This is a genomic window from Synechococcus sp. MW101C3 (assembly GCF_002252635.1).
GTDB lineage: Bacteria > Cyanobacteriota > Cyanobacteriia > PCC-6307 > Cyanobiaceae > MW101C3.
The window spans coordinates 113580-134905 of the sequence record NZ_NQKX01000002.1; the positions used below are offsets into that span (position 1 = coordinate 113580).

28 protein-coding genes are annotated in these 21326 nt (G+C 63.5%); 12 read left to right on the top strand and 16 right to left on the bottom strand.

Going from position 1 to position 21326, the window contains the following annotated elements; genetic code table 11:
• The first annotated feature begins 23 nt into the window (after positions 1 to 23).
• The 5 genes from CJZ80_RS02835 to CJZ80_RS02855 all read left to right on the top strand — a co-directional run bounded on the left by CJZ80_RS02835 (position 24) and on the right by CJZ80_RS02855 (position 6726).
• A complete protein-coding gene (locus tag CJZ80_RS02835) occupies positions 24 to 1247 on the top strand; it encodes a glycosyltransferase family 2 protein (RefSeq protein WP_094510768.1) in 1224 nt (407 codons plus the stop codon).
• Positions 1248 to 1637: 390 nt separating this feature from the next.
• The gene (locus CJZ80_RS02840) at positions 1638 to 1871 is read left to right on the top strand and encodes a hypothetical protein (RefSeq protein WP_094510573.1); all 234 of its coding nucleotides are present in this window, start codon (positions 1638 to 1640) and stop codon (positions 1869 to 1871) included.
• The gene (locus CJZ80_RS02845; protein ID WP_094510574.1) at positions 1868 to 2098 is read left to right on the top strand and encodes a hypothetical protein; all 231 of its coding nucleotides are present in this window, start codon (positions 1868 to 1870) and stop codon (positions 2096 to 2098) included. Before CJZ80_RS02840 ends, CJZ80_RS02845 begins: the two co-directional genes overlap by 4 nt.
• A 936-nt stretch (positions 2099 to 3034) precedes the next feature.
• Positions 3035 to 5179, top strand: a complete 2145-nt coding sequence (locus CJZ80_RS02850) for an adenylate/guanylate cyclase domain-containing protein (protein ID WP_094510575.1) — start codon at positions 3035 to 3037, stop codon at positions 5177 to 5179.
• Positions 5179 to 6726, top strand: a complete 1548-nt coding sequence (locus tag CJZ80_RS02855) for a mechanosensitive ion channel family protein (protein WP_094510576.1) — start codon at positions 5179 to 5181, stop codon at positions 6724 to 6726. The genes CJZ80_RS02850 and CJZ80_RS02855 overlap by 1 nt, the downstream gene beginning before the upstream one ends.
• 398 nt (positions 6727 to 7124) lie before the next feature.
• Here CJZ80_RS02855 and CJZ80_RS02860 read toward each other — a convergent pair whose 3' ends face one another.
• Complete coding sequence (locus CJZ80_RS02860) at positions 7125 to 7427, bottom strand: helix-turn-helix domain-containing protein (protein WP_198948212.1); 303 nt, start codon at positions 7425 to 7427, stop codon at positions 7125 to 7127.
• 165 nt (positions 7428 to 7592) lie between these two features.
• Here CJZ80_RS02860 and CJZ80_RS02865 point away from each other — a divergent pair, with 165 nt between their 5' ends.
• From CJZ80_RS02865 to CJZ80_RS02875, 3 genes are all read left to right on the top strand, one after another.
• A complete protein-coding gene (locus CJZ80_RS02865; RefSeq protein WP_094510578.1) occupies positions 7593 to 8327 on the top strand; it encodes a glucose 1-dehydrogenase in 735 nt (244 codons plus the stop codon).
• A gap of 22 nt (positions 8328 to 8349) precedes the next feature.
• On the top strand, positions 8350 to 8790 hold the full coding sequence (locus CJZ80_RS02870; protein ID WP_094510579.1) for an antibiotic biosynthesis monooxygenase: 441 nt from the start codon (positions 8350 to 8352) through the stop codon (positions 8788 to 8790).
• Between the two features lie 126 nt (positions 8791 to 8916).
• The gene (locus CJZ80_RS02875) at positions 8917 to 9978 is read left to right on the top strand and encodes an endonuclease/exonuclease/phosphatase family protein (protein ID WP_094510580.1); all 1062 of its coding nucleotides are present in this window, start codon (positions 8917 to 8919) and stop codon (positions 9976 to 9978) included.
• A gap of 489 nt (positions 9979 to 10467) precedes the next feature.
• Here CJZ80_RS02875 and CJZ80_RS02880 read toward each other — a convergent pair whose 3' ends face one another.
• Positions 10468 to 10731 (bottom strand): hypothetical protein, encoded by a 264-nt coding sequence (locus CJZ80_RS02880; protein ID WP_094510581.1) that lies wholly within the window; start codon positions 10729 to 10731, stop codon positions 10468 to 10470.
• Complete coding sequence (locus CJZ80_RS02885) at positions 10728 to 10943, bottom strand: hypothetical protein (protein ID WP_094510582.1); 216 nt, start codon at positions 10941 to 10943, stop codon at positions 10728 to 10730. Before CJZ80_RS02885 ends, CJZ80_RS02880 begins: the two co-directional genes overlap by 4 nt.
• On the opposite strand from CJZ80_RS02885, the gene CJZ80_RS02890 reads away from it, so the two are divergent.
• A complete protein-coding gene (locus CJZ80_RS02890; RefSeq protein ID WP_198948213.1) occupies positions 10942 to 11217 on the top strand; it encodes a hypothetical protein in 276 nt (91 codons plus the stop codon). The two genes, CJZ80_RS02885 and CJZ80_RS02890, sit on opposite strands and share 2 nt — an antisense overlap.
• 83 nt (positions 11218 to 11300) lie before the next feature.
• Here the strand turns inward: CJZ80_RS02890 and dcd are convergent, their stop codons facing one another.
• The 12 genes from dcd to CJZ80_RS02950 all read right to left on the bottom strand — a co-directional run bounded on the left by dcd (position 11301) and on the right by CJZ80_RS02950 (position 18947).
• Entirely contained in the window at positions 11301 to 11825 is a 525-nt protein-coding gene (dcd, locus tag CJZ80_RS02895) for a dCTP deaminase (protein ID WP_094510583.1), read from the bottom strand.
• A 34-nt stretch (positions 11826 to 11859) separates the two neighbouring features.
• Positions 11860 to 13167: a hypothetical protein gene (locus CJZ80_RS02900; protein ID WP_144036886.1), complete on the bottom strand. Its 1308-nt coding sequence runs from the start codon at positions 13165 to 13167 to the stop codon at positions 11860 to 11862.
• Positions 13157 to 14707, bottom strand: a complete 1551-nt coding sequence (locus CJZ80_RS02905; protein WP_094510585.1) for a class I adenylate-forming enzyme family protein — start codon at positions 14705 to 14707, stop codon at positions 13157 to 13159. The genes CJZ80_RS02900 and CJZ80_RS02905 overlap by 11 nt, the downstream gene beginning before the upstream one ends.
• A gap of 149 nt (positions 14708 to 14856) precedes the next feature.
• Complete coding sequence (locus tag CJZ80_RS02910) at positions 14857 to 15543, bottom strand: LrgB family protein (RefSeq protein ID WP_094510586.1); 687 nt, start codon at positions 15541 to 15543, stop codon at positions 14857 to 14859.
• Positions 15540 to 15902: a CidA/LrgA family protein gene (locus tag CJZ80_RS02915; RefSeq protein ID WP_158217406.1), complete on the bottom strand. Its 363-nt coding sequence runs from the start codon at positions 15900 to 15902 to the stop codon at positions 15540 to 15542. Before CJZ80_RS02915 ends, CJZ80_RS02910 begins: the two co-directional genes overlap by 4 nt.
• A gap of 50 nt (positions 15903 to 15952) precedes the next feature.
• Positions 15953 to 16447: a 2,4'-dihydroxyacetophenone dioxygenase family protein gene (locus tag CJZ80_RS02920; protein WP_198948214.1), complete on the bottom strand. Its 495-nt coding sequence runs from the start codon at positions 16445 to 16447 to the stop codon at positions 15953 to 15955.
• Positions 16448 to 16739: 292 nt separating this feature from the next.
• Positions 16740 to 16943, bottom strand: a complete 204-nt coding sequence (locus CJZ80_RS02925) for a hypothetical protein (protein ID WP_094510588.1) — start codon at positions 16941 to 16943, stop codon at positions 16740 to 16742.
• Positions 16944 to 16955: 12 nt separating this feature from the next.
• Positions 16956 to 17189 (bottom strand): DUF433 domain-containing protein, encoded by a 234-nt coding sequence (locus tag CJZ80_RS02930; protein ID WP_094510589.1) that lies wholly within the window; start codon positions 17187 to 17189, stop codon positions 16956 to 16958.
• Between the two features lie 142 nt (positions 17190 to 17331).
• Positions 17332 to 17832 carry a GNAT family N-acetyltransferase gene (locus tag CJZ80_RS02935; protein WP_094510590.1) on the bottom strand — a complete coding sequence of 167 codons (501 nt, stop codon included), beginning with the start codon at positions 17830 to 17832 and terminating at the stop codon, positions 17332 to 17334.
• Positions 17829 to 18122, bottom strand: coding sequence for a DUF1778 domain-containing protein (locus CJZ80_RS02940; protein ID WP_094510591.1), 294 nt, complete (start codon positions 18120 to 18122; stop codon positions 17829 to 17831). The genes CJZ80_RS02935 and CJZ80_RS02940 overlap by 4 nt, the downstream gene beginning before the upstream one ends.
• Positions 18123 to 18333: 211 nt before the next feature.
• A complete protein-coding gene (locus CJZ80_RS02945) occupies positions 18334 to 18699 on the bottom strand; it encodes a type II toxin-antitoxin system VapC family toxin (protein ID WP_094510592.1) in 366 nt (121 codons plus the stop codon).
• Entirely contained in the window at positions 18699 to 18947 is a 249-nt protein-coding gene (locus tag CJZ80_RS02950; protein ID WP_233132757.1) for a CopG family transcriptional regulator, read from the bottom strand. Before CJZ80_RS02950 ends, CJZ80_RS02945 begins: the two co-directional genes overlap by 1 nt.
• Before the next feature lie 127 nt (positions 18948 to 19074).
• On the opposite strand from CJZ80_RS02950, the gene CJZ80_RS02955 reads away from it, so the two are divergent.
• The 3 genes from CJZ80_RS02955 to CJZ80_RS15255 are packed head-to-tail and all read left to right on the top strand — an operon-like array spanning position 19075 to position 20169.
• Entirely contained in the window at positions 19075 to 19425 is a 351-nt protein-coding gene (locus tag CJZ80_RS02955; RefSeq protein WP_158217407.1) for a nucleotidyltransferase domain-containing protein, read from the top strand.
• On the top strand, positions 19412 to 19786 hold the full coding sequence (locus tag CJZ80_RS02960; RefSeq protein WP_158217408.1) for a HEPN domain-containing protein: 375 nt from the start codon (positions 19412 to 19414) through the stop codon (positions 19784 to 19786). The genes CJZ80_RS02955 and CJZ80_RS02960 overlap by 14 nt, the downstream gene beginning before the upstream one ends.
• Positions 19787 to 19833: 47 nt before the next feature.
• Positions 19834 to 20169, top strand: a complete 336-nt coding sequence (locus tag CJZ80_RS15255) for a hypothetical protein (RefSeq protein WP_158217409.1) — start codon at positions 19834 to 19836, stop codon at positions 20167 to 20169.
• A 638-nt stretch (positions 20170 to 20807) separates the two neighbouring features.
• Here CJZ80_RS15255 and CJZ80_RS02980 read toward each other — a convergent pair.
• Entirely contained in the window at positions 20808 to 21014 is a 207-nt protein-coding gene (locus CJZ80_RS02980; RefSeq protein ID WP_094510596.1) for a 2-oxoisovalerate dehydrogenase, read from the bottom strand.
• Positions 21015 to 21326: the final 312 nt, after the last annotated feature.

Below are 21326 nucleotides of genomic sequence, written 5' to 3' on the forward strand. Positions count from 1 at the left end.
TGATCAATCCTGAGGGCTACGCCATGGATCCAGCCACGGCCCTCGCCTGGGCGCTGCTGTCGATGGCCGCCGCCGCGGCGCTTGGCCTGGTGATCCTGATCGCTGGCCTGGCGCGGGTGTTTGCGCGGGCGCCCAGGCTGGCGGAACGGCCGCAGCCGGGAACTGACGTGTTAGCTGCCCTGGCCAACACTTCGCTTACGGCGGTGGTGCCCGCCTACAACGAAGCTGCCAACATCGCCGCCTGCCTTTCCAGCCTGCTGAGCAGCGAGGACCCCTGTGGCGACTGGCGGGTGCTGCTGGTGGACGATCGCTCCAGCGATGCCACGGTGGCGATCGCCCTGGAGGCGGCAATGGCCTGCGGCGCCACGGAGCCGCACTTCTCGCTGCTTGATGCCGGGGCCCGGCCGGTGGGCGAGCGCTGGGTGGGCAAGAACTGGGCCTGCAGCCGCGCCATGGAGCACGTTGTGAGCGAATGGGTGCTGTTCGTCGATGCCGATGTGCGCCTGCAGCCGGCCACCCTGCGGCGCGCCCTGGCCCAGGCAATCGCAGACGGGGCCGACCTGTTCAGCCTGGCGCCGCGGCTGAGGTGCGGCTGCCTGGCGGAGTGGATGGTGCAGCCGATCATGGCCAGCCTGCTGGGGCTCGGCTTTCCGATCGAAGCCGCCAACGATCCCGCCAGTCCGGTGGCCTTCGCCGCCGGGGCGTTCATGTTGTTCCGCCGCAGCGCCTACCTAGCGATCGGCGGCCACCGGGCCCTGGCGGCGGAGGTGGTGGAGGACCTGGCCCTGGCGCGGCGGATCAAGCAAGGCGGCCATCGTCTGTGCTACCTGCTGGGGCTGGATGCGCTCGAGTTGCGCATGTACAGCGATTTCGCCTCCCTCTGGGAGGGCTGGACCAAGAACTGGCTGCTTGGCCTCGATGGCGATGTGGCCAGGGCCCTGGCGGCCTCGTCGGTGGTGCTGCTGATGTTCAGCGGCCCCTGGTTGCTGACACCGGCCGCTGCGATTGCGGCCGCGCTGCTGCCCGGCCAGCGGCTCGTATCGCTGAGCGCCCTGGCCCTCGCCCTGGTGGGCATCGCCCTGCAACTGGTCCTGCGCCTGTGGACCCGCCGCCAGTTCCAGGTACCGCTCACCCTCTGGTGGCTGATGGGAGCCGGTGGCCTGGTGGTGGCCGCGATCGGTCCGGTATCGGTGTGGCGCACCCTCAGCGGCCGCGGTTGGACCTGGAAGGGGCGGCCGTTGGCGTAAACAGTGACCGGTTCATGAAGAGCCGTTACCGCAGATCACAAGCGGTGTCCTCCTGACAGGAAAGTCTTGCCGCCTGCGGCCGGCGGATCGATGGTGAATGCATCACGAACCGGGAGGCTCCAGACCATGGATGACACCCCACCCGAGCAGGTGTGAGGAGCGCGCTGACGATCCGGCCCCTGCTCCAACACTCTCATCGGATCTCTGGCTTCCCTGGCGTGTTACGCCGTCGCCGTCCATAGCACCGCTATAGGTGCCCCGGACCCAAAGGGGAAGCCCCACTGGAACCCTGGCCCCAGGTGCCAGCGTCAGCACCTCCGCCCCCATCAACCAGACTCCTTCAAAGCCCGGTGGCCTCGTCACCGGGCTTTGTTGTGTCACCCCTTTCGCATGCCTGACCTCGGCGACATCCACCAGGCCCTGGTTGAGGACAATCGCGGGTCCTTCGAGATTGCAGCTGGCCAGCTGCTGGCCCAGCCCAGTTGGACCCTGGAGGCCATCGTGGTGCTGATGCACACCGAGACCGGTGAGGTCAGCATCGGGCCGGTGCGCAGCCTGCCCCTCTGGCTGGATCACCTTCCGCCTGAGCTGGAGCCTTCGTACGCCTTCAGGAGCAGGGGGTGAGTTTTGAGGCGGCCTACGCCCAGTGCCTGGCGGAGCAAGGCCAGGAGTTTGTCGAGGCCTGTGAAGCCGGCAAGCGGAGCAAGCCCTTGGTCACCCACGACAACCTGGCCGAGCTCACCGCCCTCTCCCAGAAGGGCTTTGCTCGGCAGCCCCGCGAGCTGCTGGCGCTGGCCAAGTGGTCCGACCACGTCAGCGGTTTCCTGGGGTCCTGCCAGCGATTTCGTTGACCTTGAAGCGAGCGCCCTTCTGCCACCCGGCTCACGCCCTACGGCGTTTCTTTGAGAAGGCTTCGCCTCCGCAGAAGCCTGCGGCTCGGTTTCGTGCAGCGCCTCAACGAAGGCAGTGAAGTTCAGACGTTCGCTGCCATCGTTCCTGCTGCTGAGCTGGCCGGCGGCCCGCACCAGATCGGGAGTCGAGGCAACACCCAGCTCCTGCCCTTTAGCGAGCGGTTCAGATCCGGTGAGGGGCATGGTGGTGAAGCTTCAATCAGCTGAACACAACGACCAGGCAGATGGCGGTTTGGGTAAGAAGGTGCGGCTGTCCGTCCCTGCCTCGTTGACTTTCGTAGGCCTTTTCATCACCCATTCCATCGACGGACGTGTGCCCTTGGCGCGACCATCGCCTCCTGTCCCGACAGCCAGCTGGCCTTGCGGCACCAGTCACTGAACATGTGCGTGCGGAGCGCGAGTGCTCTCATGCCTCGGTTGGCTTCGGGGATCGGGGCCAGTCAGCACGGAGAGTCCAGGTTTACTTCAACCAACTCGCTCCGGCATACACGTCCCCAAGTGAGCCTGCCGTCAATCCAGGTTTGGATTTGTAGAAACGCCTGCGCATAGTCCGCTTGACTGTTGCGCATGGCCGGATTGAGCGTCAGCTGTCTAAACAAAGCTGCACCATCCAGGTTCTGTTCCTTCCCTCACCAGTGACACCGTCCGCTCCCGCTGCATCTGACTCCAGGACTGCCCTGTCACTGAACCATCATCGCCGCAATTGTTCCAACCACCAAGCACGTCACGCCGGGGGTGAGGCGGGGGGAAGTGCCACGATTGCTACAGTTGCGCGGCTGTTGGAAGTTTATGGTACAGCTGAATGGCCAGCTCACCATTCCGATACGGCTTCGAAAACGTCTTCGATGATGTCCTTCTTTTGAGCTCGCTGAATCAATGCCTTCGCTGAGCCATTTGAGCATCAAGTCAAAGCTAATCTTGATGCTGCTCGCAGTGAGCGGCTTTTCAATCTTTGTCACAGCCATTCTTGGCTATCGGAGCGGCAAAGACAATCTCACCAGCCGGGTATCCAATCAACTGACCAGTGTGCGGGCCTCTAAAGCACACCAGATTGAGTCCTACTTTCAAACCATTCGCAATCACACTCAGACCCTCAGTGAAAATCCATCGGTAATCTCTGCCGTTCAAGAGTTTGCTTCAGCTCACAAGCAACTGGACAAGACCTCATTGTCCAAAGAAGCAGACCGGAAGCTGTCAGAGTACTACGCTCAGATCTTTCTGCCGCGTCTTATGGAGGGACGCTCGGGAACACCGATCCTGCGCTCCTATTTGCCCAAGCCGCAAGCTTCCCAATATCTTCAGTCCCAATACATCGCAGCCAATCCTAATCCTGTTGGCAAGAAGCAGCTTCTCAACAGTGCTCCTGACGGCAGCGCATATTCGAAGGTGCATGCCACCTACCATCCAATCTTCCGAAACATCATCGAACGATTTGGATATTATGACATGTTTTTGATCAACCCAGAAGGAACAGTGGTCTATACGGTGTTCAAGGAAACTGACTTTGCCAGCAATCTGCTGAGTGGGCCGTATAAGAGTACAAATCTGGCGACCCTTGTTCGCACTGTGATGGATGCAAAGGAGCAGAATTACACCAGGCTTGTGGATTTTGCCCCCTACCCACCCTCTTATGATGCCCCCGCTGCCTTCATCGCTGCGCCTATCTATAGAGGATCAGAGTTGGTTGGAATTCTGGCCTTTCAGATGCCGGTGAATGAGATCAACAATGTGATGACGGGTAACCGTAACTGGAAGGAAGATGGTCTTGGTCATTCCGGCGAAACCTACTTGGTCGGCAATGACCAGTTGATGCGGTCCACATCCAGATTTCTGATTGACGATCCGAAGGCTTTCTTTGCCAGTCTTCGTTCGCTGAACATCAAGGAAGATATCATCAGAAGAATCCAACAGTTTGATACCACAATTCTCCAGTTGATGGTTAGAACACAGGCTGTCAGCCAGGCCTTGGCAGGAAAGCAGGGCACCGAGATCATCAAGGACTATCGAGATATTCCCGTTCTTAGCTCATTTTCCCCATTGAAGATCAGGGATCTGGATTGGGTAATTCTTGCCGAGATGGATCTGGACGAAGCCTATGCGCCGATCCACTCTTTTCAGCGCCAGGTTCTCATTTCGGCAACACTCTTGATCCTCCTTACCACGTTAGTGGCAATGGGTCTTGCACACTTTTTCGTGAAGCCGATCAATTCTCTCATCAGCAGTGCCCGCAAGGTGGCCACTGGCGAGTTGGAGTCGATCCCAACCCTTGAAACCGGAGATGAGTTTGGTGAACTCGGTCGTTCGTTTAACTCGATGCTGCATAGCTTGCGTTCCCAGCGAGAACTGGTCGAACACAAGAGCCGGGAAAATGAAAGCCTTCTCCTGAGTGTGTTCCCGGCAGCCATTGCACGCCGGCTGCAGCGCGGTGAGAAGCAAATCGCCGAAGACATTTCTAATGTTGCAGTGTTGTACATGCAAGTGACAGGATTTTCTGAGCTTGCTGCCTCCCTCAGTGCTTTCGAGTCTGTTGCAATCCTCAATGATCTGGTTGCGTCATTTGATGATATTGCGCTGAGTCATGGTATCGAAAAAATCAAGACGATTGGCGATCGCTATCTGGCTGTCTGTGGATTGTCCGCCCCTTATCTCGACCATGACAGACGAGCGGTCGACTGTTGCATCGAGATGTTTGGTGTCATCCGCAGGTTCAATCTAGAGCGTGGTTTTGATCTTAACTTGAAAGTTGGCATCGATTCTGGCGACATCGCTGTTGGCATCGTTGGAAAGAGCAAGGTGGTCTATGACGTCTGGGGCAAAACCATGAATTTCGCCGTCGAGCTGAAGGATGCATGCACACCAGGTTCAATTCTTGTGTCGCAGACTGTCCACCATCGCCTCGAAGATCTTTATCCTTTTGAGCAACTCGATAAGGTTCCAGATCATGAGCCGATCACTCTCAGAGCGTGGACCCTCAAAGGCACTTTGATGCCTGTGGAAACAAATTCACGCGAGCAATCCTGATGATCACGAGCACCTTCATTCTTTGGGTGGGGATACTGGCAGTGGGCTTTCCGCTGTTGTCTGTCCTGCTTGGTGAAGCGATCCATCGGCTGCGGCGACATGGCGAAGGCTTGGCTGAGACCTTGCGACTGCTTCGCAACCTGATCATTCCTATCTTTATTGGTCTGTTGTTTTTGCAGCATGTTCTCGGCCTCAGTACCAGTACTCGCATCTTCAAAACTGGAGAGACAATCCTTTGGATCTGCATGATTCATGCAGCTCTGTCTCTGCTTAACCTTGCTCTCTTTGAGAAAGCAGAAGCTGATACATGGAGATCAAGAGTTCCCAAGCTGTTGGTAGATCTTGCACGCTTGTTTCTAATTCTTCTTGGCACAGCCTTCGTTCTGGCCACTGTTTGGGATGCCGATTTGGCCGGACTGGTGACTGCCTTGGGCGTGAGCTCAATCGTTATCGGTCTGGCACTTCAAGACACCTTGGGAAGCGTGATGTCCGGCATCGCCCTTCTGTTTGAGCGACCTTTCTCCGTGGGTGACTGGCTTGAGGTGAATGGGGTGGTGGGTCAGGTGATTGACATCAACTGGCGGGCCGTCCGTCTGCTGACGCTCGAACACGAAATGGTTGTGATCCCTCATAAGCTGATCAGCAGTGAAATGATTCGCAACTTTACGCAACCGACCCCAATCCACGCCGAGAGAATCAAGCTGGGATTTTCATATAATGATCCACCTAATCTTGCTCGGCAAGTGCTGAAGAGCACTGCACTAGAGACAAAAGGAGTTTTGGCGGATCCAGAGCCCAATGTCTTTACTCTCGACTACTCCGATTCGGCGGTAACTTATGAGGTGAAGTTTTTCATTCGAGATTATGGTGACATTGAAAATATTCGTGAGCGATTCATGACCAGGGTGTGGTATGCCGCCAAGCGGAACAATCTTTCGATTCCCTTTCCGATACGCACTCTCTACCACTTCAATGGCCCAACTTCTCAGCAAAAGGGTATCTCCAAGAAGTTCGCAGAGAGCTTACAGGCTCTGCCGGCCTACGTACCGCTGAACAAGGAGCAGGAATTGATGCAGGCTCCTTCCTTGGGTATCTCCCTTCAGCATTTTGCTGCCGGCGAAAAAGTGGTTCGGCAAGGCCATTCTGGGAATGCTCTCTACATCATTGTTTCGGGCCAGGCGGTGATGTCCACAGCCGATGGACATCAGCAGGATCGGGAGGTACTGTCTTTGCGATCCGGTGAGTTCTTCGGCGAGATGGCCTTGTTCTCAGGTGACCCGAGTTCCGTCACCATCACAGCCCTTTTTGACCTTGAAGTGATGAAGATATCCGGCCACGTGGTCAATCAAATGATCGAGCGTCAGCCCAGCTTCGCCCGTGAAATCGGGCACATTCTTGAGATCCGACGTCGCGCTGTCCAGGAGGCATCGCAGCTTCTGGACAAAGCGAGCCAACAGCAAAAAGCCAGGTCGCCAGGCCTGAAGCCAGAGGAATCGTTCGGCGACCCCACTGGCTCATGGAGGGTTGATGTGCCCCATGGAACCTGAACCAGCCAGTTGATCAGTGTGTGCATCCCCCACCAACGCACTGGGAGGCCGAACGTTTATCAGAACCTTGTGGGAAGAACCAATGATCAAGGGCCATCTGAACAGATGATGCGCAGTGGATAAAGCTACGACGGAAGACCGGGCTTTTGCTCAGCCAGGGCGATCCACATCTCTTGGAGGCGATTATCGGCAGGGATCAGCACCTCACGCACGCTGGCCATCTCCCGCTGGTTAACCAGCGGATGTTGCTAGCGATTACGGTCGCCGCAAACCACGGCTTAGTGATCCACGCTGGCCAGCCGCACCAGCACCGGGGATTGTCCCGGCTGACCGTGCTGACCAGCGGAGCTCTGGATCCAAACACTTCAACGGCCAGTAGCCCCAACAGATCTGATGGATCATTCGAAGCGATCCTGGCGCTGCAGGTGCTGCTCTCCCCAGGCACAGAGTGACTGAATCAATGGGATCAGGCTCCGGCCGTAGGCACTGAAGCGATAACTCACTTGCGGCGGTTTGGCAGGCATCACCTCCCGCTCCACCAACCCGCCGCGTTCCAGGTCGCGCAGGTGCTGGGTCAGCACCTTGTCGCTGATCTCTGGAATCGCGCGGCGCAGATCTCCGTAGCGCTGAGGGGTCTCCCGCAGCTGCCAGAGGATGGGCAAGGTCCACTTGCCCTCCAGCACCTTGAGGGCAGCTCTCACGAAGGTGGTTGCTTCGATGGGATCAGTCCCCGTCGGCAGGGTTGCGCTCATTGGAGATGGCGAGCCTGGCCCGGCAACGCACCTGAAGGTAAGCCCTTCCTTTCCGTGGCGGGCCGCCATAGGTTGCCGCTTGATCCCCTCCGTCCCCGGCGCACCACAACGACGATGACGCGATTGCAAGGCAAGGTGGCCCTGGTCACGGGCGGATCCCGCGGCATCGGCCGGGCCATCGCTGAGCGGCTGGGGCGTGATGGAGCCGATGTGGTGCTCACCTACGCCGGCAATCACGAGAAGGCAGAGGCCGTGGCGGCTGCGATTCGAGCAGGTGGGGTGCGGGCCCTGGCACACCAATCCGACCTCAGCCAGGTGAGCCAGACCCGGGCCCTGTTCGCAGCCGTCCTCGAGCAATTCGGTCATCTGGACATCGTCGTCAACAACGTCGGGGTATCCGTGTTCAAACCCACGACTGACATCGAGGAAGAGGACTATGACCGCGTGATGGGCACCAATGCCCGCGGCACGTTCTTCGCCTTGCAGGAGGCGGCCCGCCACGTGGCCGACGGTGGCCGGATCATCAATCTGGCCAGCGGTGCCACCCGCCAGGCCCTGCCCGCCGCAGGTGTCTACGCCGCCAGCAAGGCGGCGGTGGAGCAGTTCGGCATGGCCCTCTCCAAGGAGCTCGGCCCCCGTGGCATCACCGTCAACCAGATCGGCCCCGGGGTCACCGACACAGACGGCCTGGTGATGCCAGCCGATGCCCTGGCCCATCTGATCGCTGCCACTCCCTTGGGTCGCCTCGGCCAGCCCGCCGATCTGGCGGATGTGGTGGCTTTTCTCGCCTCCGATGATGCCCGCTGGGTGAACGGACAGACGCTTCAGGTGAATGGCGGCATCCTCTGAGATCTTCCCTGCACGTCATCCAATGACCGGAACAACTGCCAGCTCTGACAACGGCTTTCCCGTCAACACGATCAGCGTCGGCGATGGCATCGTGCTGATCAACGTGTTTCATCTGGATCCAGATCAGGCCGAGGCCTTCGTGGCCACCCAGGTGAGCGAATACAAGCGCCTACAAGGCGTCTTTCCGGGCAGCCTGAGCGCCAACCTGCACCTCAGCCTCGATCGCACCCGCGCCGTCAACTACGCCCACTTCAGCTCCGTCGAGGCCTATCTGGCCATGCGGTCAAGCCCTGCCTTTGCGCAGCATCTGGAGCGGCTGAAGGGACTGGTTCTGAAGGCCGAGCCTCAGCTCTACACCGTGGCCTACACCCAGAACGCCGCTGAACCCGCGTCCAACGCACCCCTGCCGCCCCTCCTGGATCCCGCCAAGGCGCCGCGGCTTGGCCCGGTCACGCCTCAGTGAAACCGCTGGGGACGGTGGTCTGCCACGCCTGAGCTCACCGACCCAGGCTGCTTGAACATCTGCCTACATGCAACTTTAACCTGACGTTGCTATATCCCAGTGAAGACTGAAGCGATCGGGAGCTCCATGACGGCCTTCAAAGTGATGAACTGGAATGTGGAGAACCTGTTCCTTCCTGATCCCTCGAAGCCGGAGGCTCAGCAGCAATTCCAGGACAAACTCACCAAGCTCGCCGCCGTGATCGACGAAGAGCAGCCTGATCTGCTGGCTCTCCAGGAGATCGGTCCGAACGGCGCCCTGGCGGCTCTGCAGCAGGCCCTGACCCATTCGATGCCCCATGCGGCGGAAGGAGTCCCGGAAGCCGGCGGAGAACCGAGCCGTGCCATCCGCGTGGCGATCCTCTCCATCCGCCCTCTGAGCGGTATCCGGTCCATCAGCCCGTTTCCGGATCTGATCCGTCCGGTGCAGCAGAAGGATCCGGTCTTCGACAAGCCGGGCACCGTCGCCGATGAATCGCTACTCGCCGCCATGGGCCGCAGCGCCCTGGAGGTGGTGGTGGAGGTTGACGGTACGGAGGTGACCGTGATCACCGCCCACTTCAAATCGAAGCTGATCAGCTATCCCCGGCCGAAGGGCAACTTCAGCCCGAAGGATGAGGACGAGCGCTACCGCTATGCGGCCTACGCGCTCTACCGCCGCACCGGGGAGGCGCTGACGATCCGTGACCGGATCAATGCGATCCTCTCCTCCAGTGCCGGAGAGCCCGATCCCGATGACGGACTGGGGCGTGAGAAGGCCGTGGTGTTCTGCGGGGACCTCAACGACCAGCCCGATGCCGCCACCACCCAGATCATTCAGGGTCCGACGGGCTCAGAGCTTGAGACCGCAGGGTTCCTCACTGGCGACAAGGGAGACGGCTATCGGATGTGGAATCTGGCTCCGCGCCTCAACGTCACGCCGGATGGCGAGCCACCCGCAGAGCCTCCCTACACCCGGGTGTTCAAGGGCCGTGGTGAATTGATCGATCACATCTTTGCCAGCCACCGCCTCGTGAACCCCAAGAACATCCCAGACGCCCGCACCGTTCTGGCGACGAACCGGCTGCCATCGGTGAATGAGGTTCCCACCGAGCGCAAATCTGACCCGGCATCCGATCACGCAGCGGTGGTGGCGACCTTCATGATCTGATCATTCAAGTGCACACCTGGCATGAACTGGGCTGAACCCACGGAACGTTGCCAGAGACCCAGAGGTTTTGAATGGCTCTGTTCATGAGTTAGCCTGAGTGTGCTCAAGCTGGTTTGGCTTGTTGGCCACCTGTGAAGCAAGTCCTGTTCATTGGCTGATCGGACTTAATCGTTGTCCGAACGTTCGCCACGTTTGAGGCAGTAAGCGCGAGTTTCTAGTGGTTGGGGTTAAAGCACCGCCTCTGTCTGTCATGTGAAGTGACGGATCATGAAATTGTGCCGCATGCTGCGTGGTTGGGTGTCAATGCGGTAAAGCATTGGGGTGACATTGGTTGATGAACACCCCTGCTCCGCCGCTCGAGCTGGCTGCGGATAACGTTCCAGCTCCAGAGTTGCGATCTGGACATCCTGTTGAGGCACACAGGCGACGCACCGATAGCGGCTGGGGGGTGAGACTGCCCCAGGCCATACCGGCGGCCACGGCATCGCGCTAGGGGTCAGGCTTCCGCAACCGCCTGGCGCCCAGCACCGCCAGGGCCACGAGGGAGAAAGCGGCCAGCCACAGCAACAGCAGCACCGCGAGGGAGGCGAGACAGTCGAGTGGGGTCTTGATGGCGCAGTAGAGCAGGCCCCAGAGCGTGAGCGGCAGCAACACCACCAGGGAGGCCAGCGCACCGGCCAGTGCCACCACGAACAGCAGGACGCGCAGCAGCCGGCGGAGCTTGGCGCGACGATGGCGTGGGTTGCTGGTCATCGCCCCGGCGCAACCCAAGCGGCGGTAGCCACCTGTGCGGCGATAGCCACCCGTGCGGTGGGGATCGCCTGGAGGGGGAGGGTCATGGCGAGCAAAGCAACGGAGGTGCGGCGGGCACGGCCCATCCCTGCGGCGATGGTGCGGTTGTTGGTTGTGCTGGCTGCCGCCAGGCCATCAGACTCCTGGATGATGCCCTTGGATCCTCGCGCCATGAAGACGTCACGCTGCGCTCTGGCCGCCAGGCTCCTGGCCCTGCCGCTGCTCACACTGCCGCTGCTGATCCCCGCAGCGGCGGTGGCACAGAAGCGGATCCCCAAGCTTCCGGGCTACGACCAGTGCCCGCTGGGGTATGTGAATGACCTGAAGCAGCACTGCAATTCACCCATCTATTACGAAGTGAGGCCCACTTACGGCAAGCCCTGCGAATCGGGCTGGATGAACATCGGCGCCGGTTACTGCAAGAAGAAAACTCTGGGCATTTTCTGACTGTTGCTGCCGCAGCCCCCAGTCGCGCAGATCAGAGGCAGAGCCTGCAGCACCCCCGTACCGCACCAGGAACGACGTGGCTCTCAGAAGGAGTCCTCCGTCTGGCCAGCGAAGCCGCCGGCATAGATCTCGCTCCCCTCCAGCTTCTGGAACACGAACTGGCAGACCGCGGTGCCGGGAATCACGGCCAGGGGAGCGGGGCCGAAGTTGCTCATCTCCAGCACCTGCTGGCTGTCGATCCCCGGCCCCATGAAGGGGGCGCTGATGTGAACCATCAGGCCCAGCCGCGCAAAACGGCTGCGACCCTCCAGCCAGCCGCACAGCCCTGGCCCTAGGCGTAGCCGCTCCTGGGTGATGCCCAGCACCGTTTCGCCCGGCATGATCAGGATGTGCTCGTTCTGGGGCACCTTGATCTTCTCGGTGAGCTGCCGGTAGTCGGTGTGCTCGCGCACCTCGATCACCTCGTGCACCTTGCGGAACACGCGAAAGGTGCCGGCGAGGGTGAGGTCGAGAGAGGCGGGGCCCAGCCGCTCGGGAACGAACGGCGTGACTCCGATCGCGCCCGCTTCGATCGCCTGCAGGATCGCCTCTCTGCCGAGAACGGCCATGTTTTTCGCTGGGCACAGGCGAGGGTGGATTGTCTCAGGCGGTCGGCCGGGGCCCACCGGCCAGGTCGTCGATGGTCTGCTCCAGCAGATCGCGGCCGCTGTCGTACACGACGCGCGGCGCCGGCCGGCCAGCCTCGGTGGCGCGCAGTCGGCAGGCGGCGGCACGGCGGCGCTTCAGCTGGGAATCGGCGTGGCGGGCCGCCTGGGCCCAGGCCTGACGGCGGAAATTGCGGGCGGCGATGGCGCGGTTGCGCCAGTGCTGCAGCGGCAGGTGGGCCAGGGGCAGGAGCAGCAGCAACAGGGCGTAGCCGATGGCGAATCGGGCCAGCCAGGCCACGGGCGGCAGCCAGGCGGGGGTGATCGCCAGCAGCCACGGCGAGAGCACCAGCAGGCCCCCCACGGCGACGCCATAGGCGACCCGTTGCCCGCGTCCGGCCCGACTGAAGCGAAAGGCCCGCTCACGCAGGGGCGGCACCGGTCCATCAGCGCGGGCCGCTCTGGCCGGCAGGGAGGGGAAGCCATAGATCAGATCCCCGTCCTCACTCACCTCGGGGCGGCCGTCGAAGCGCAGCAGCACCGGCAGCATGGCGGCATCGGCGAGGTCACGGCGGCGGTCGGGATCGGAGGGGCAGTCGGGCAGATCGAGCAGCGGGGCGAGGTCCTCGGCGATCACCACGCCACCGCGCTTGCGCAGGAAGGCGCCGATGCGGCGCCAGCGCTGCGGTTCGAAGCGGGCATTGGGGTCGCCATCGCCGAACAGGATCGAGAACACGGCGCTGAGGAAGCCTAGGGCGGCCGGATCGGCGCCCTCGCCGGGCAGGTCCCAGAGCAGGCTCCACAGCTGCTGCGGCGTGACGGAGGCGGAGCCCTCACGCGCCGGGGCCCGGATACCGGAGGCGAGCAGATCCAGGATCGAGAGGGGCACGTGGGCCAGCCCCTGCAGCAACGCCAGGCCGGCATCGTCGCCGTCGTCGCTGGTGAACAACCGCACGATCAGCAGCACCGACAGGATCAGCACCACCAGGGTGGTGACCAGCAGCAGCACTAGGCCGAAACTGAGCCGGATCAGGCGGGCGGCGAGGCGCAGGGCCGCCTGCAGCCGGGCCTGCAGGCGCCGGCGGCCGCTGAGGGCCAACAGCCGCATCCGCAGCGCGGGGGGGAAGACGAACAGCAAGGTGCCGTCCTCGGCCACCTGCAGGCGACCGGACACTTCGGCCACTAGGGCCAGCAGCCCCGGCTCGACTTCCTGCAGGGACAGCCCGGTGCCTGCGGCCACCTCGCCGACGCTGCAGCGGCGCCCGCGGTTGCCGATCCAGTCGAGCAGGGAGGCCTCAACCGGCATGCAGCCCATCCACCGCCAGCTGCCGCAGGGCCAGCCGGTCGGTCTTGCCCACGGGGGTGAGCGGCAGTTCAGGCAGCACGCGGATCTCCTCCGGTGCCTTGTAGCCGACGCGGGCCCGGGCGAAGGCGATCAGTTCGGCTTCGCTGGGGGCGGGCTGATCGGGGCGGAGGGTGACGTAGGCCCGCACGTTCTCGCCATGGACCGGGTCCTGGATGCCGATCACCCCCACCAGATCCACGGCCGGATGCTCAGAGAGCGCCTCCTCCACCTCCTGGGGGCAGATGTTGGAGCTGTCGTGGACGATGATCTGCTTGCGGCGGCCGCAGAACCAGAAGGAGCCGTCGGCATCGACCCGCATTTCATCGCCGGTGTCCAGCCAGCCCTTCTGGATGGTGTCGGCGGTGGCCTGGGGGTTGTCCCAATAGCCCAGCATCCGGGAGGGCGCCTGGATCCAGAGGCGTCCCTGCTCGCCCGGGGCCACCTCGTTGCCGTCCTCGTGGCGCAGGCTGGCGCTGAACCCCGGGCAGAGCCGGCCGACGGAGCCGATCCGGTTCTGGCCCGACGGGGGCGCCAGGGTGGCGTAGCCGATCTCACTCATGCCGAAGCATTCGTCGATCCCGAAGCCGGCGGCGCTGCGGAACTCCTCCTGCAGCTGGTGGGGCACCTTGTCGCCGCCGCTGATGCAGAGGCGCACCGAAGCCAGATCCGTCGGCAGCAACCGGTCATCCCGCAGCAGCTCGAACAGGGCGGCGGGCAGCATCAGCAGCACCGACGGCCGATGGCGCCGCAGCAGGGTTTCCACGGTGGGCGCATCGATGCGGCTGGCGATCGCCGCGGAGGCGCCGCCGGCCAGGGCGGCCAACACGAGGGCGGAGGAGGCGATGTGGGCCAGGGAGCTGCCGGCCAGCACCTCCTCGCCGGCCCGCAGTTCGATGGCCTGGATCAGGGAGGTGAGCACGGCGGCGAAGCTGGCCCGGCTGTGGGTCACGCCCTTGGGCCGGCCGGTGCTGCCGGAGGTGAAGTAGATGAAGCAGGGCTCGTCGTCGGCCAGGGGGGACCAGGGCAGGGCCTCGCCGCCGGCGGGGGCCGCTACCAGCAGCTCGTCGAACCCGGTGGGATCGTCGATGCGGTGGCAGCCAAGGGGCAGCTGGCCCGCCACGGCGCTGGCCTGCAAATCGGCCAGCCGTTCGCCGTGGAACACCAGGGCTGCGGCGCCGCTCACCGTCAGCGCATGGTCGATCTCCGGGGACACATAGCGGTAGTTGAGCGGGGTGAGCACCAGGCCGCTGCGCAGGCCGGCCAGGTAGTGGACGACCAGCTCCACCCGGTTGGGAATCAGGGAGGCGAGCCGGTCGCCCCGCCGCAGACCCAGCCGCTGATAGGCCCTGGCCAGCTGCTCCGCCTGCCGGTCGAGCTCGGCCCAGCCGATGCTGTGTTCGAGGTCCTGGAGCGCCGGTGCCGCCGGGTCGCGCCCCAGGCCGGCCGCCAGGAGGCGGTTCAGGTCGATGGATGGGGCCAGGGGCGGGCCGTGGTGGGGCATGGAATGCCGCAGCCCGCCCACTCTGGCAGCGGTTTGGGGTCGCGCAGGAGCCGTTGCGGCAGCGCGTCCCGATCAGCGCCTGGGCAGGATCAGCCACCCCAGCCAGCACCGCCTCACACGCCGGTTGGAACCCATGGACCTCCAGCCGCTCAGGAGTGCACGAGGCAGAGCGCCAGGGGCAGGGCCAGCAACGCCACCGCCACGGCCGCCAAAGCCATGGCCACGGAGGCGATCGCGCCGGTGAGTTCTCCCTCGCGGAACGCCTGGGCCACTCCCTGGCCGCTGGAGATGGTCCCCAGCGCCAGCCCCCGACCCAGGGGGCTGCGTATCCCGAGGTGGGTGAGCAAGGACGGACCGACGATCGTGCCGAGCAGCGCCGATGCCACGACAATGCCCGCCACCACGGGAGCGTCGGCACCCACCTGGTGGGCCAGGGCGATGGCGACCGGGGCCGTGGCGCTCTTCAGGCCCAGGGCGGCCTGGAGTGGGACGTCCAGCCCCAGCAGTCGCGCCAGGGTCACGGCTGTGACCATGGCCACCAGGGTGCCGCCCACCACGGCCGCCGCCACCCTGACGCCATGATCCAGAAGAACCTGGCGATGGCGATGCAGCGGCACGGCCAGCGATACGGTGGCGGGCCCGAGCCACCAGGTGATGGCGTCGCTCGCGCCGCGGTAGCCGTCCAGCCCGCTGCCGGCCAACATGATCGCCACCATCACCATGGGGGTGCTCAGCAGCACCGGCACCGTGAGGGGCGAGGGATAGCGGCGGTTGATCCAGCGGCTCAGCGCATAGGCCAGCACCGTGAGCGCCAGGCCCAGGAGGGTGAGGGTCATGGCGCGGGCGCCGGCGGCCGTTCCCCGAGACCGGGCCGGGCGCCAATCCAACCCGCCGCTGCGATTCCCGCCGCCGTGCTCACCAGGATCACCAGCAGAAGCATCAACCCGTGCTGGCGCAGCAGGCTGCCGTAGGCCATCAGCCCCACCGCGATCGGCACAAAGAAGAAGGCGAGGTGACGCTGAAACAGAGCCGCCGCCTGCCCCAGCCACGACTCCCGCACCAGCCCCGTGAGCAGCAGCAGGCCCAGCAGCAGCATGCCGACGAGATTGGAGGGAAGCGGCAGCGGCAGATGGGGCGTCAGCACAATCGCCACCCGGTCGATGGCGATCAGGCCCGCGAACTGGAGGGCGAGCACGGTGATGGGGCGGAGGACCGGGCTCCGTGATGGGCCGCCCTGGGGAGCGCTCACAGCACCAGCACGGGAGGCCGTCCGAATCCCTGCTCCTCGCACAGCTTCAGGTAGGTGTCGAGGCGCGCCTTGCCGAAGACGATGCTGGCGATGGATCCCTCGGCGTCGATGTTGAGATTGGCGCCATGGATGTGCCAGCGCACGTGGGTGTTGTCCTCAAGGATCTTGAGGGTGTGCACCGATGAAGCGGGTTCGAATAGAAAGGAGCCGGCGCGGTTGACGAAATCCGATTCCAGGTACTTCCAGGAACCGGAAAAGGTATGGCCCCACACACTGCCGGTGTGCATATGCATCGGGCTTTCGAAATCTTTCATGAAGATGTTCTCGGTGACCCACACGTTCTCGGTGGGAAACACCTGGAGCACCCGCAGCAGATTGCCGGCACCAATGTCAACGAAAGGCAGATCGTCGGCGCCGAGATGCACCGCCGAAGGAGCCTGCTCCATCCACTCCCTGTGAATGGGGTGATCACCATCAACTCCGATCAACATGGTTCCACTTGGTCTTGCCGGTGTGCCCCCATTCTCTTCCAGCCCTTGGCGCGGAGAAAGGCGCAGGTCTGCGACCGTCGCCAAACGCCAACACCAGCAGGGATCCCAGCAAGGGCACTGGCGCGACGTGCCGCCCACAACCAGACCTGGCCCGGCCGCCCGGCAGCCGCCAGCAAAGCTCCATGCCCTCGCCCCCCTCCGCCACCTACCAGCGCCTACGGCACACCATCGCCGAGCGGAAGCGCATGAGCCAGGTGGTCAAGCGGTTCATCGGCGCCGAGTTCACTGACGTTCAATGCCTCACAACCAATGCCTTCCGGCTCAACTCGATGAGGACATGGGTTTCAGACTGCCGGTTCAGCTCCGGCAGAACACGAAGCAGCAGGGCGCTGAGATCCTGGTTGCCGATGTTGCCTGTAGCCACAATCAGAAGCCTGGCGGGAGTGCCGCGCAAGAGATGACTGCGGCCGAACGAGAGATCGAGGGAGCTGGGCATCCAGCCGGGTCCTCATGCAGAGAGGAGATCAACCCGCTGAATACGAGAAAGCTGGGTTGCGTACTCAAGCACTGCGGTGATGTCTTCAGCCTCGAGATCTGGATAATCGATAAGAATGTCAGCCGCACTCATCCCTGCTGGTAACAGTTCGAGCACCATCTCCACGGGATAACGCAAGCCGCGGATGGTTGGCTTTCCATGGCAGAACTCAGGGTTGAGGGTGATGCGCCCAAGCTGGTCTGTCATGACGATTTCCTGGCTTCCCCAGCCTAAGGGGGACAGCAGATCACGACCGTGAGCTGGTTGTGGCGCTGGCATGGGGATCGTTTGGGCCTCTCCCTCACCAGTGCCACCCCCCGTCTCACACCCGCCAGGATGCCCCCATTGCTCACTGGAGGATCTTCCTCGCGTCCTTGAGGAGCAGAAGCAGTTGCTGCTGGCGCAGCGGCGATGCAGTGAATCCAAACCGGATGTAGAAGCGTGCAGCGTCTTCGTCGATGGGATGGGTCAGGATCGCCCGGATTCCGGCCTGCTCAGCGATCACCAGCGTCCGACGGATCGCGTCCTGAAGCATCCCGACTCCGAGGCCACGTCCATGGTTCTCCCGTGACACGGCGAGCCTGGCCAGGATGACCACGGGCAAGGGGAATCGCCCCATGCCCTGACGGATGCGCTCTGGCGCCTCCACCGTGTCGACCTGGCCCACGGTGAGGCTGAAATAGGCGGCGCCACGGTTCTCCTCGTCGGCGACGACGAACGTTCGGGCCGAGCCACTGGTCTGAGCCTGGCGAGCGTGGTGCTGCAGCCAGTGATTCAGTGTGGGCTTACCGCAGTCAAAGCCTTCCAGCCGGTGATGGACGGCCAGCGGCTCCGGCGGCCGCCAGGTCACTGGGCGTCCCAGGGTGCCTGCCTGGCGAACAGGTCATGCAGACCCTCGTTGGTCTGTTCGGGGCGGTCCAGTAGATCGATCAGGGCCTGGGCCTGGGAGCCCGAGACCATGAACAGGCGCTGATCAAGGAGCGTCTGCTCGGCAGCGAGACAGGCACTGTCGAGGATGAAGTCGGTGAGCGACTTGTGGGTCACCTCAGCGGCACGGCGCAACACGGCTTCCTGTTCCGGCGTGGCGCGCAGGCCGAGCCGGGCTGAGCGCGCAGGAGGCGAAGCTCCGATGGCAGCCATGGCGAACCGTCTCCACCTTGAGTAGCTGGACAACGTTAGTACAAACGACGCACGCAAGGGCGTCCCGCAAGGCTTGGCCCAGGGCATGACGGAGGGCATGGCATCGCGACAGGGCTTCCGCTCCACAAGTGCCACCCCCGTCTCACCCCAGCGGAACTGCTCCATGCCCCTGGTGTTGCCCCAGCGGCAGTGGCTCAGGGCCTGCTCAGGATCACCCTCCCTTCGCATAAGGAACCAGCACATTGGCCAGCATCGGGAAATGGCGCCGATTGAGTGTGGCCAGAGTTGCTCCGGCAGCCTGCACACACGCGGCAATCAAGGCCTCCGCGAGGCCCGTGCCATGGCTGCGGCCGAACTGACGGCGCAACAGCCCCGCCTGCATCGCCGCCTCCTTCTCCAGCGGCAGCACCTCGAAGGCCGACACAAAGGCATCCAACCGCTGGCGCTCCACCCCCTCGCGCACACCCACAGACAGCTCAGCGATCGACATCACAGAGGCCGCCAGGGGCTGATCGCGGAGATAGTCGATCAAGACATCCGTGTCGATGACGAGCAAGCCGTTCGCGGCGGACGCCATCAGCCGCCTTCGGGGGGGATGCGGTCAAGTTCCTGGCGCAACTTCAGCCCATCCAGCGGACGAGTTCCGGCTGACCAGAGGCCCCTTCCCTGTCGAAGCTTGGCGAGCCGCTCTTCAGGCTGGTTGTTCTCCAGAAAGCGATCGATGGCTTCACGGATCAGGGCGCTCTGGCTGCGTCCGCTGCGTTGGGCCAGGGCCAACAGCCCTTGCCGCCCCGGCTCCGACAGGTAGATCTGGGTGCGCTGCATGGCCAACGTCCTGGTGTATACACCACACACCGCAGGCATGGAACATCACGAACGACTGGCCGGGTTGGCTGCAGCAGCGATGGTGTGCCTGCTACCGGGCGAAACCAGTGGCCGTCAGAATGGAGTCATGACTGCCACGACAGCCTCCAAACCGATCGAGTCGAGGCTGGCTGGCATGGTTGCCGGCATCCGCCAGCTGATTCCCGCTGCTGATGTCCGTCTGTTTGGCTCAAGGGCCCGAGGTGATGACCGGGCCGATTCCGATGTGGACCTGCTGATCACCGTGCCTGATGCCTGGCTGGCGCAACGCGACCGCTTTGCGCTGCTGGCTGACCTCTGGGGTGCCGTGGCCCAGCCAGATCTGTCGGTTGACCTGGTGCTCCACTCGAGCAGCGAAGTGGCCCGCCGAGCCAAAGAGCCAGGCTCCCTGGTGTGCGAGGCCCTGCGAGAGGGTGTTCTGCTTGATGGCCAGGCCTGAAGCGCTGCGGCTGCTGCGCATCGCCCGCCGCGACCTCAGGATGGCCCGCTGTCTGCTGGATCCAGAGGTGGAGGAAGCCACCTGGGGCTGGGCAGCTCAGCAGTGTCTGGAGAAGACGCTCAAAGCCTGGTTGCACCACCTCGGCAGCACTCCGCCTTCAACGCACGACATCTCCCGACTGCTGTTGCTGTTGCAGGAGGCCGGAGTTGAGGTCAAGGACCTTCTGCCACTGCAGGCCTTCACCTCCTTCGCTGTGCAATACCGCTACGACGACGAACCCGAAGAACTCAGCCTGGATCGCACGGCCTGGTGCGATAGAGCCGAGGTATTGATCGAACAGGTGGAAGGCCTTCTGGGCTGATGGCCGTAGGCATGCGCATGAGCCCCATCGACCAAGCGTTGATGCACATGGAACTGCTCGGCCGCCGCAGCCCCGCCCCCGCGCAAGACCTGGCCCACCGGATCCCGGAATGCGCATGGTGGGCCGGGTTCACCTTCAACGGCATCACCGCCTATGGCAATGACCACGACAGCCTGATCGGCGGCGACGCGTTGAGCGATGGCGAGCGCGACGCGCTGCTGGAGCTGTGCCGCCAGCGCCTCGATGCCTTCCGCGAGCACCCCGATCAGCGGCTGAGTGAAGTACAGGATTCCCCGCTGCGCCCTGCGCCGCACAGATCAGAACGGCAAAGTAACAGCCACATCGGAGAGACGAATCAGCAGGGTGTCGGGGTCGATGGGTGAGGGATCAAAGCCCATGTGGAGATAGAAGCTGCGGGCTTCCGCGGAGGCGGCATGAACAGGGCATCACGCTGGGGCGCCGTCGTGGTGAACGTGATGGCAGCGCGAGTGGACAAGGGGGTGGAGCGGATGCTCTTGTCCGTTACCCCGCTGGATGAGGCCCAGGCGTTGCCGTGGCCTGCCAATTTGTTCTGCGGATAAAGGGGACTGGGGCGGCATAACCACACCCGGCGCCGGGCTGGCTGCAGCCGCATCACACCCACGCCAGAAGGGATCCCAGCAGGGGCGCCTGCCTGCCGGGCCGCCCAAAACCAAACCTGGCCCAGACGCCCGGCGGATCCGCTGAAGCGCATGGTGGGCAGCGTGCTCATCCGCACGATCAACCTCACAGCCCTGCCCTCAAAGGCCCAGGCTGCTGATCACCTCTTCCATCGAACAGCCCAGCTGGCTGGCCACGTCCTTGAGGATCTGCCGCAAGGTACCGACCCTCAGGGGCTAGTGGGCAGGAATGGTGAGGTGGTGCTGCTGGCCGTCAGAGCTTCGGCTCAGCCGCATGTGGCTACCTGTTTGACGGGTCAGCACGTAGCCATGGCACCGCAGGCGTTCGGCCAGGAGCTGGTCGTTGACGTCCCGGGGAATCCTCACAGGGCCAGCAGTTCCTGCCTCACGTGATGGAGGCGGATCAGGGGTGGCGCCTGGCCGGGATCGAAGTGGCAGACGACGGCGTCGCGAATCTCCCTGTGGAGGTCCTCAAGCGTGTCGGCCTCGGTGTGGATCGCCGCGGCAGCTGCGCTGGCCCGAAAGGAACCATCCTCCGCCTCCTCGACCACGAAAAGGATTTCCTGCATAGCGCCCTCCAGTAATCCCAGTCTGACAGTGGTGGGTGGGATGCTGCCCCTGTCTGGGCAAAGGGTCTGGGGCGGCACAGCCACACTCCCGGAGCCGGGTGGGCTGCAGCCGAATCACGCCCACCCCAGAAGGGATCACAGCAGGGGCAATGGCCTGACGGGCCGCCCAAAACCAAACCTGGCCCGGTCCCCCGGCAGCCGCCCGCATCCCTCCATGCCCCCGCCCGAGCGCAGGACGTGGCCCGCCGGATCCTGGAAAGCGCATAGTGGACCGGGTTCACCTTCAACGGCATCACCCGCTGCGAGAAGGGC

Coding starts and splice junctions, on each gene's coding strand:
- CJZ80_RS02835 (WP_094510768.1), top strand. CDS start 24: ATGGATCCAGCCACGGCCCTCGCCTGGGCGCTGCTGTCGATGGCCGCC.
- CJZ80_RS02840 (WP_094510573.1), top strand. CDS start 1,638: ATGCCTGACCTCGGCGACATCCACCAGGCCCTGGTTGAGGACAATCGC.
- CJZ80_RS02850 (WP_094510575.1), top strand. CDS start 3,035: ATGCCTTCGCTGAGCCATTTGAGCATCAAGTCAAAGCTAATCTTGATG.
- CJZ80_RS02855 (WP_094510576.1), top strand. CDS start 5,179: ATGATCACGAGCACCTTCATTCTTTGGGTGGGGATACTGGCAGTGGGC.
- CJZ80_RS02865 (WP_094510578.1), top strand. CDS start 7,593: ATGACGCGATTGCAAGGCAAGGTGGCCCTGGTCACGGGCGGATCCCGC.
- CJZ80_RS02870 (WP_094510579.1), top strand. CDS start 8,350: ATGACCGGAACAACTGCCAGCTCTGACAACGGCTTTCCCGTCAACACG.
- CJZ80_RS02875 (WP_094510580.1), top strand. CDS start 8,917: ATGACGGCCTTCAAAGTGATGAACTGGAATGTGGAGAACCTGTTCCTT.
- CJZ80_RS02880 (WP_094510581.1), bottom strand. CDS start 10,731: ATGACCAGCAACCCACGCCATCGTCGCGCCAAGCTCCGCCGGCTGCTG.
- CJZ80_RS02890 (WP_198948213.1), top strand. CDS start 10,942: ATGAAGACGTCACGCTGCGCTCTGGCCGCCAGGCTCCTGGCCCTGCCG.
- CJZ80_RS02885 (WP_094510582.1), bottom strand. CDS start 10,943: ATGGCGCGAGGATCCAAGGGCATCATCCAGGAGTCTGATGGCCTGGCG.
- dcd (WP_094510583.1), bottom strand. CDS start 11,825: ATGGCCGTTCTCGGCAGAGAGGCGATCCTGCAGGCGATCGAAGCGGGC.
- CJZ80_RS02900 (WP_144036886.1), bottom strand. CDS start 13,167: ATGCCGGTTGAGGCCTCCCTGCTCGACTGGATCGGCAACCGCGGGCGC.
- CJZ80_RS02905 (WP_094510585.1), bottom strand. CDS start 14,707: ATGCCCCACCACGGCCCGCCCCTGGCCCCATCCATCGACCTGAACCGC.
- CJZ80_RS02910 (WP_094510586.1), bottom strand. CDS start 15,543: ATGACCCTCACCCTCCTGGGCCTGGCGCTCACGGTGCTGGCCTATGCG.
- CJZ80_RS02920 (WP_198948214.1), bottom strand. CDS start 16,447: ATGTTGATCGGAGTTGATGGTGATCACCCCATTCACAGGGAGTGGATG.
- CJZ80_RS02925 (WP_094510588.1), bottom strand. CDS start 16,943: ATGCCCAGCTCCCTCGATCTCTCGTTCGGCCGCAGTCATCTCTTGCGC.
- CJZ80_RS02930 (WP_094510589.1), bottom strand. CDS start 17,189: ATGACAGACCAGCTTGGGCGCATCACCCTCAACCCTGAGTTCTGCCAT.
- CJZ80_RS02940 (WP_094510591.1), bottom strand. CDS start 18,122: ATGGCTGCCATCGGAGCTTCGCCTCCTGCGCGCTCAGCCCGGCTCGGC.
- CJZ80_RS02945 (WP_094510592.1), bottom strand. CDS start 18,699: ATGGCGTCCGCCGCGAACGGCTTGCTCGTCATCGACACGGATGTCTTG.
- CJZ80_RS02950 (WP_233132757.1), bottom strand. CDS start 18,947: ATGCAGCGCACCCAGATCTACCTGTCGGAGCCGGGGCGGCAAGGGCTG.
- CJZ80_RS02955 (WP_158217407.1), top strand. CDS start 19,075: ATGACTGCCACGACAGCCTCCAAACCGATCGAGTCGAGGCTGGCTGGC.
- CJZ80_RS02960 (WP_158217408.1), top strand. CDS start 19,412: ATGGCCAGGCCTGAAGCGCTGCGGCTGCTGCGCATCGCCCGCCGCGAC.
- CJZ80_RS15255 (WP_158217409.1), top strand. CDS start 19,834: ATGGAACTGCTCGGCCGCCGCAGCCCCGCCCCCGCGCAAGACCTGGCC.
- CJZ80_RS02980 (WP_094510596.1), bottom strand. CDS start 21,014: ATGCAGGAAATCCTTTTCGTGGTCGAGGAGGCGGAGGATGGTTCCTTT.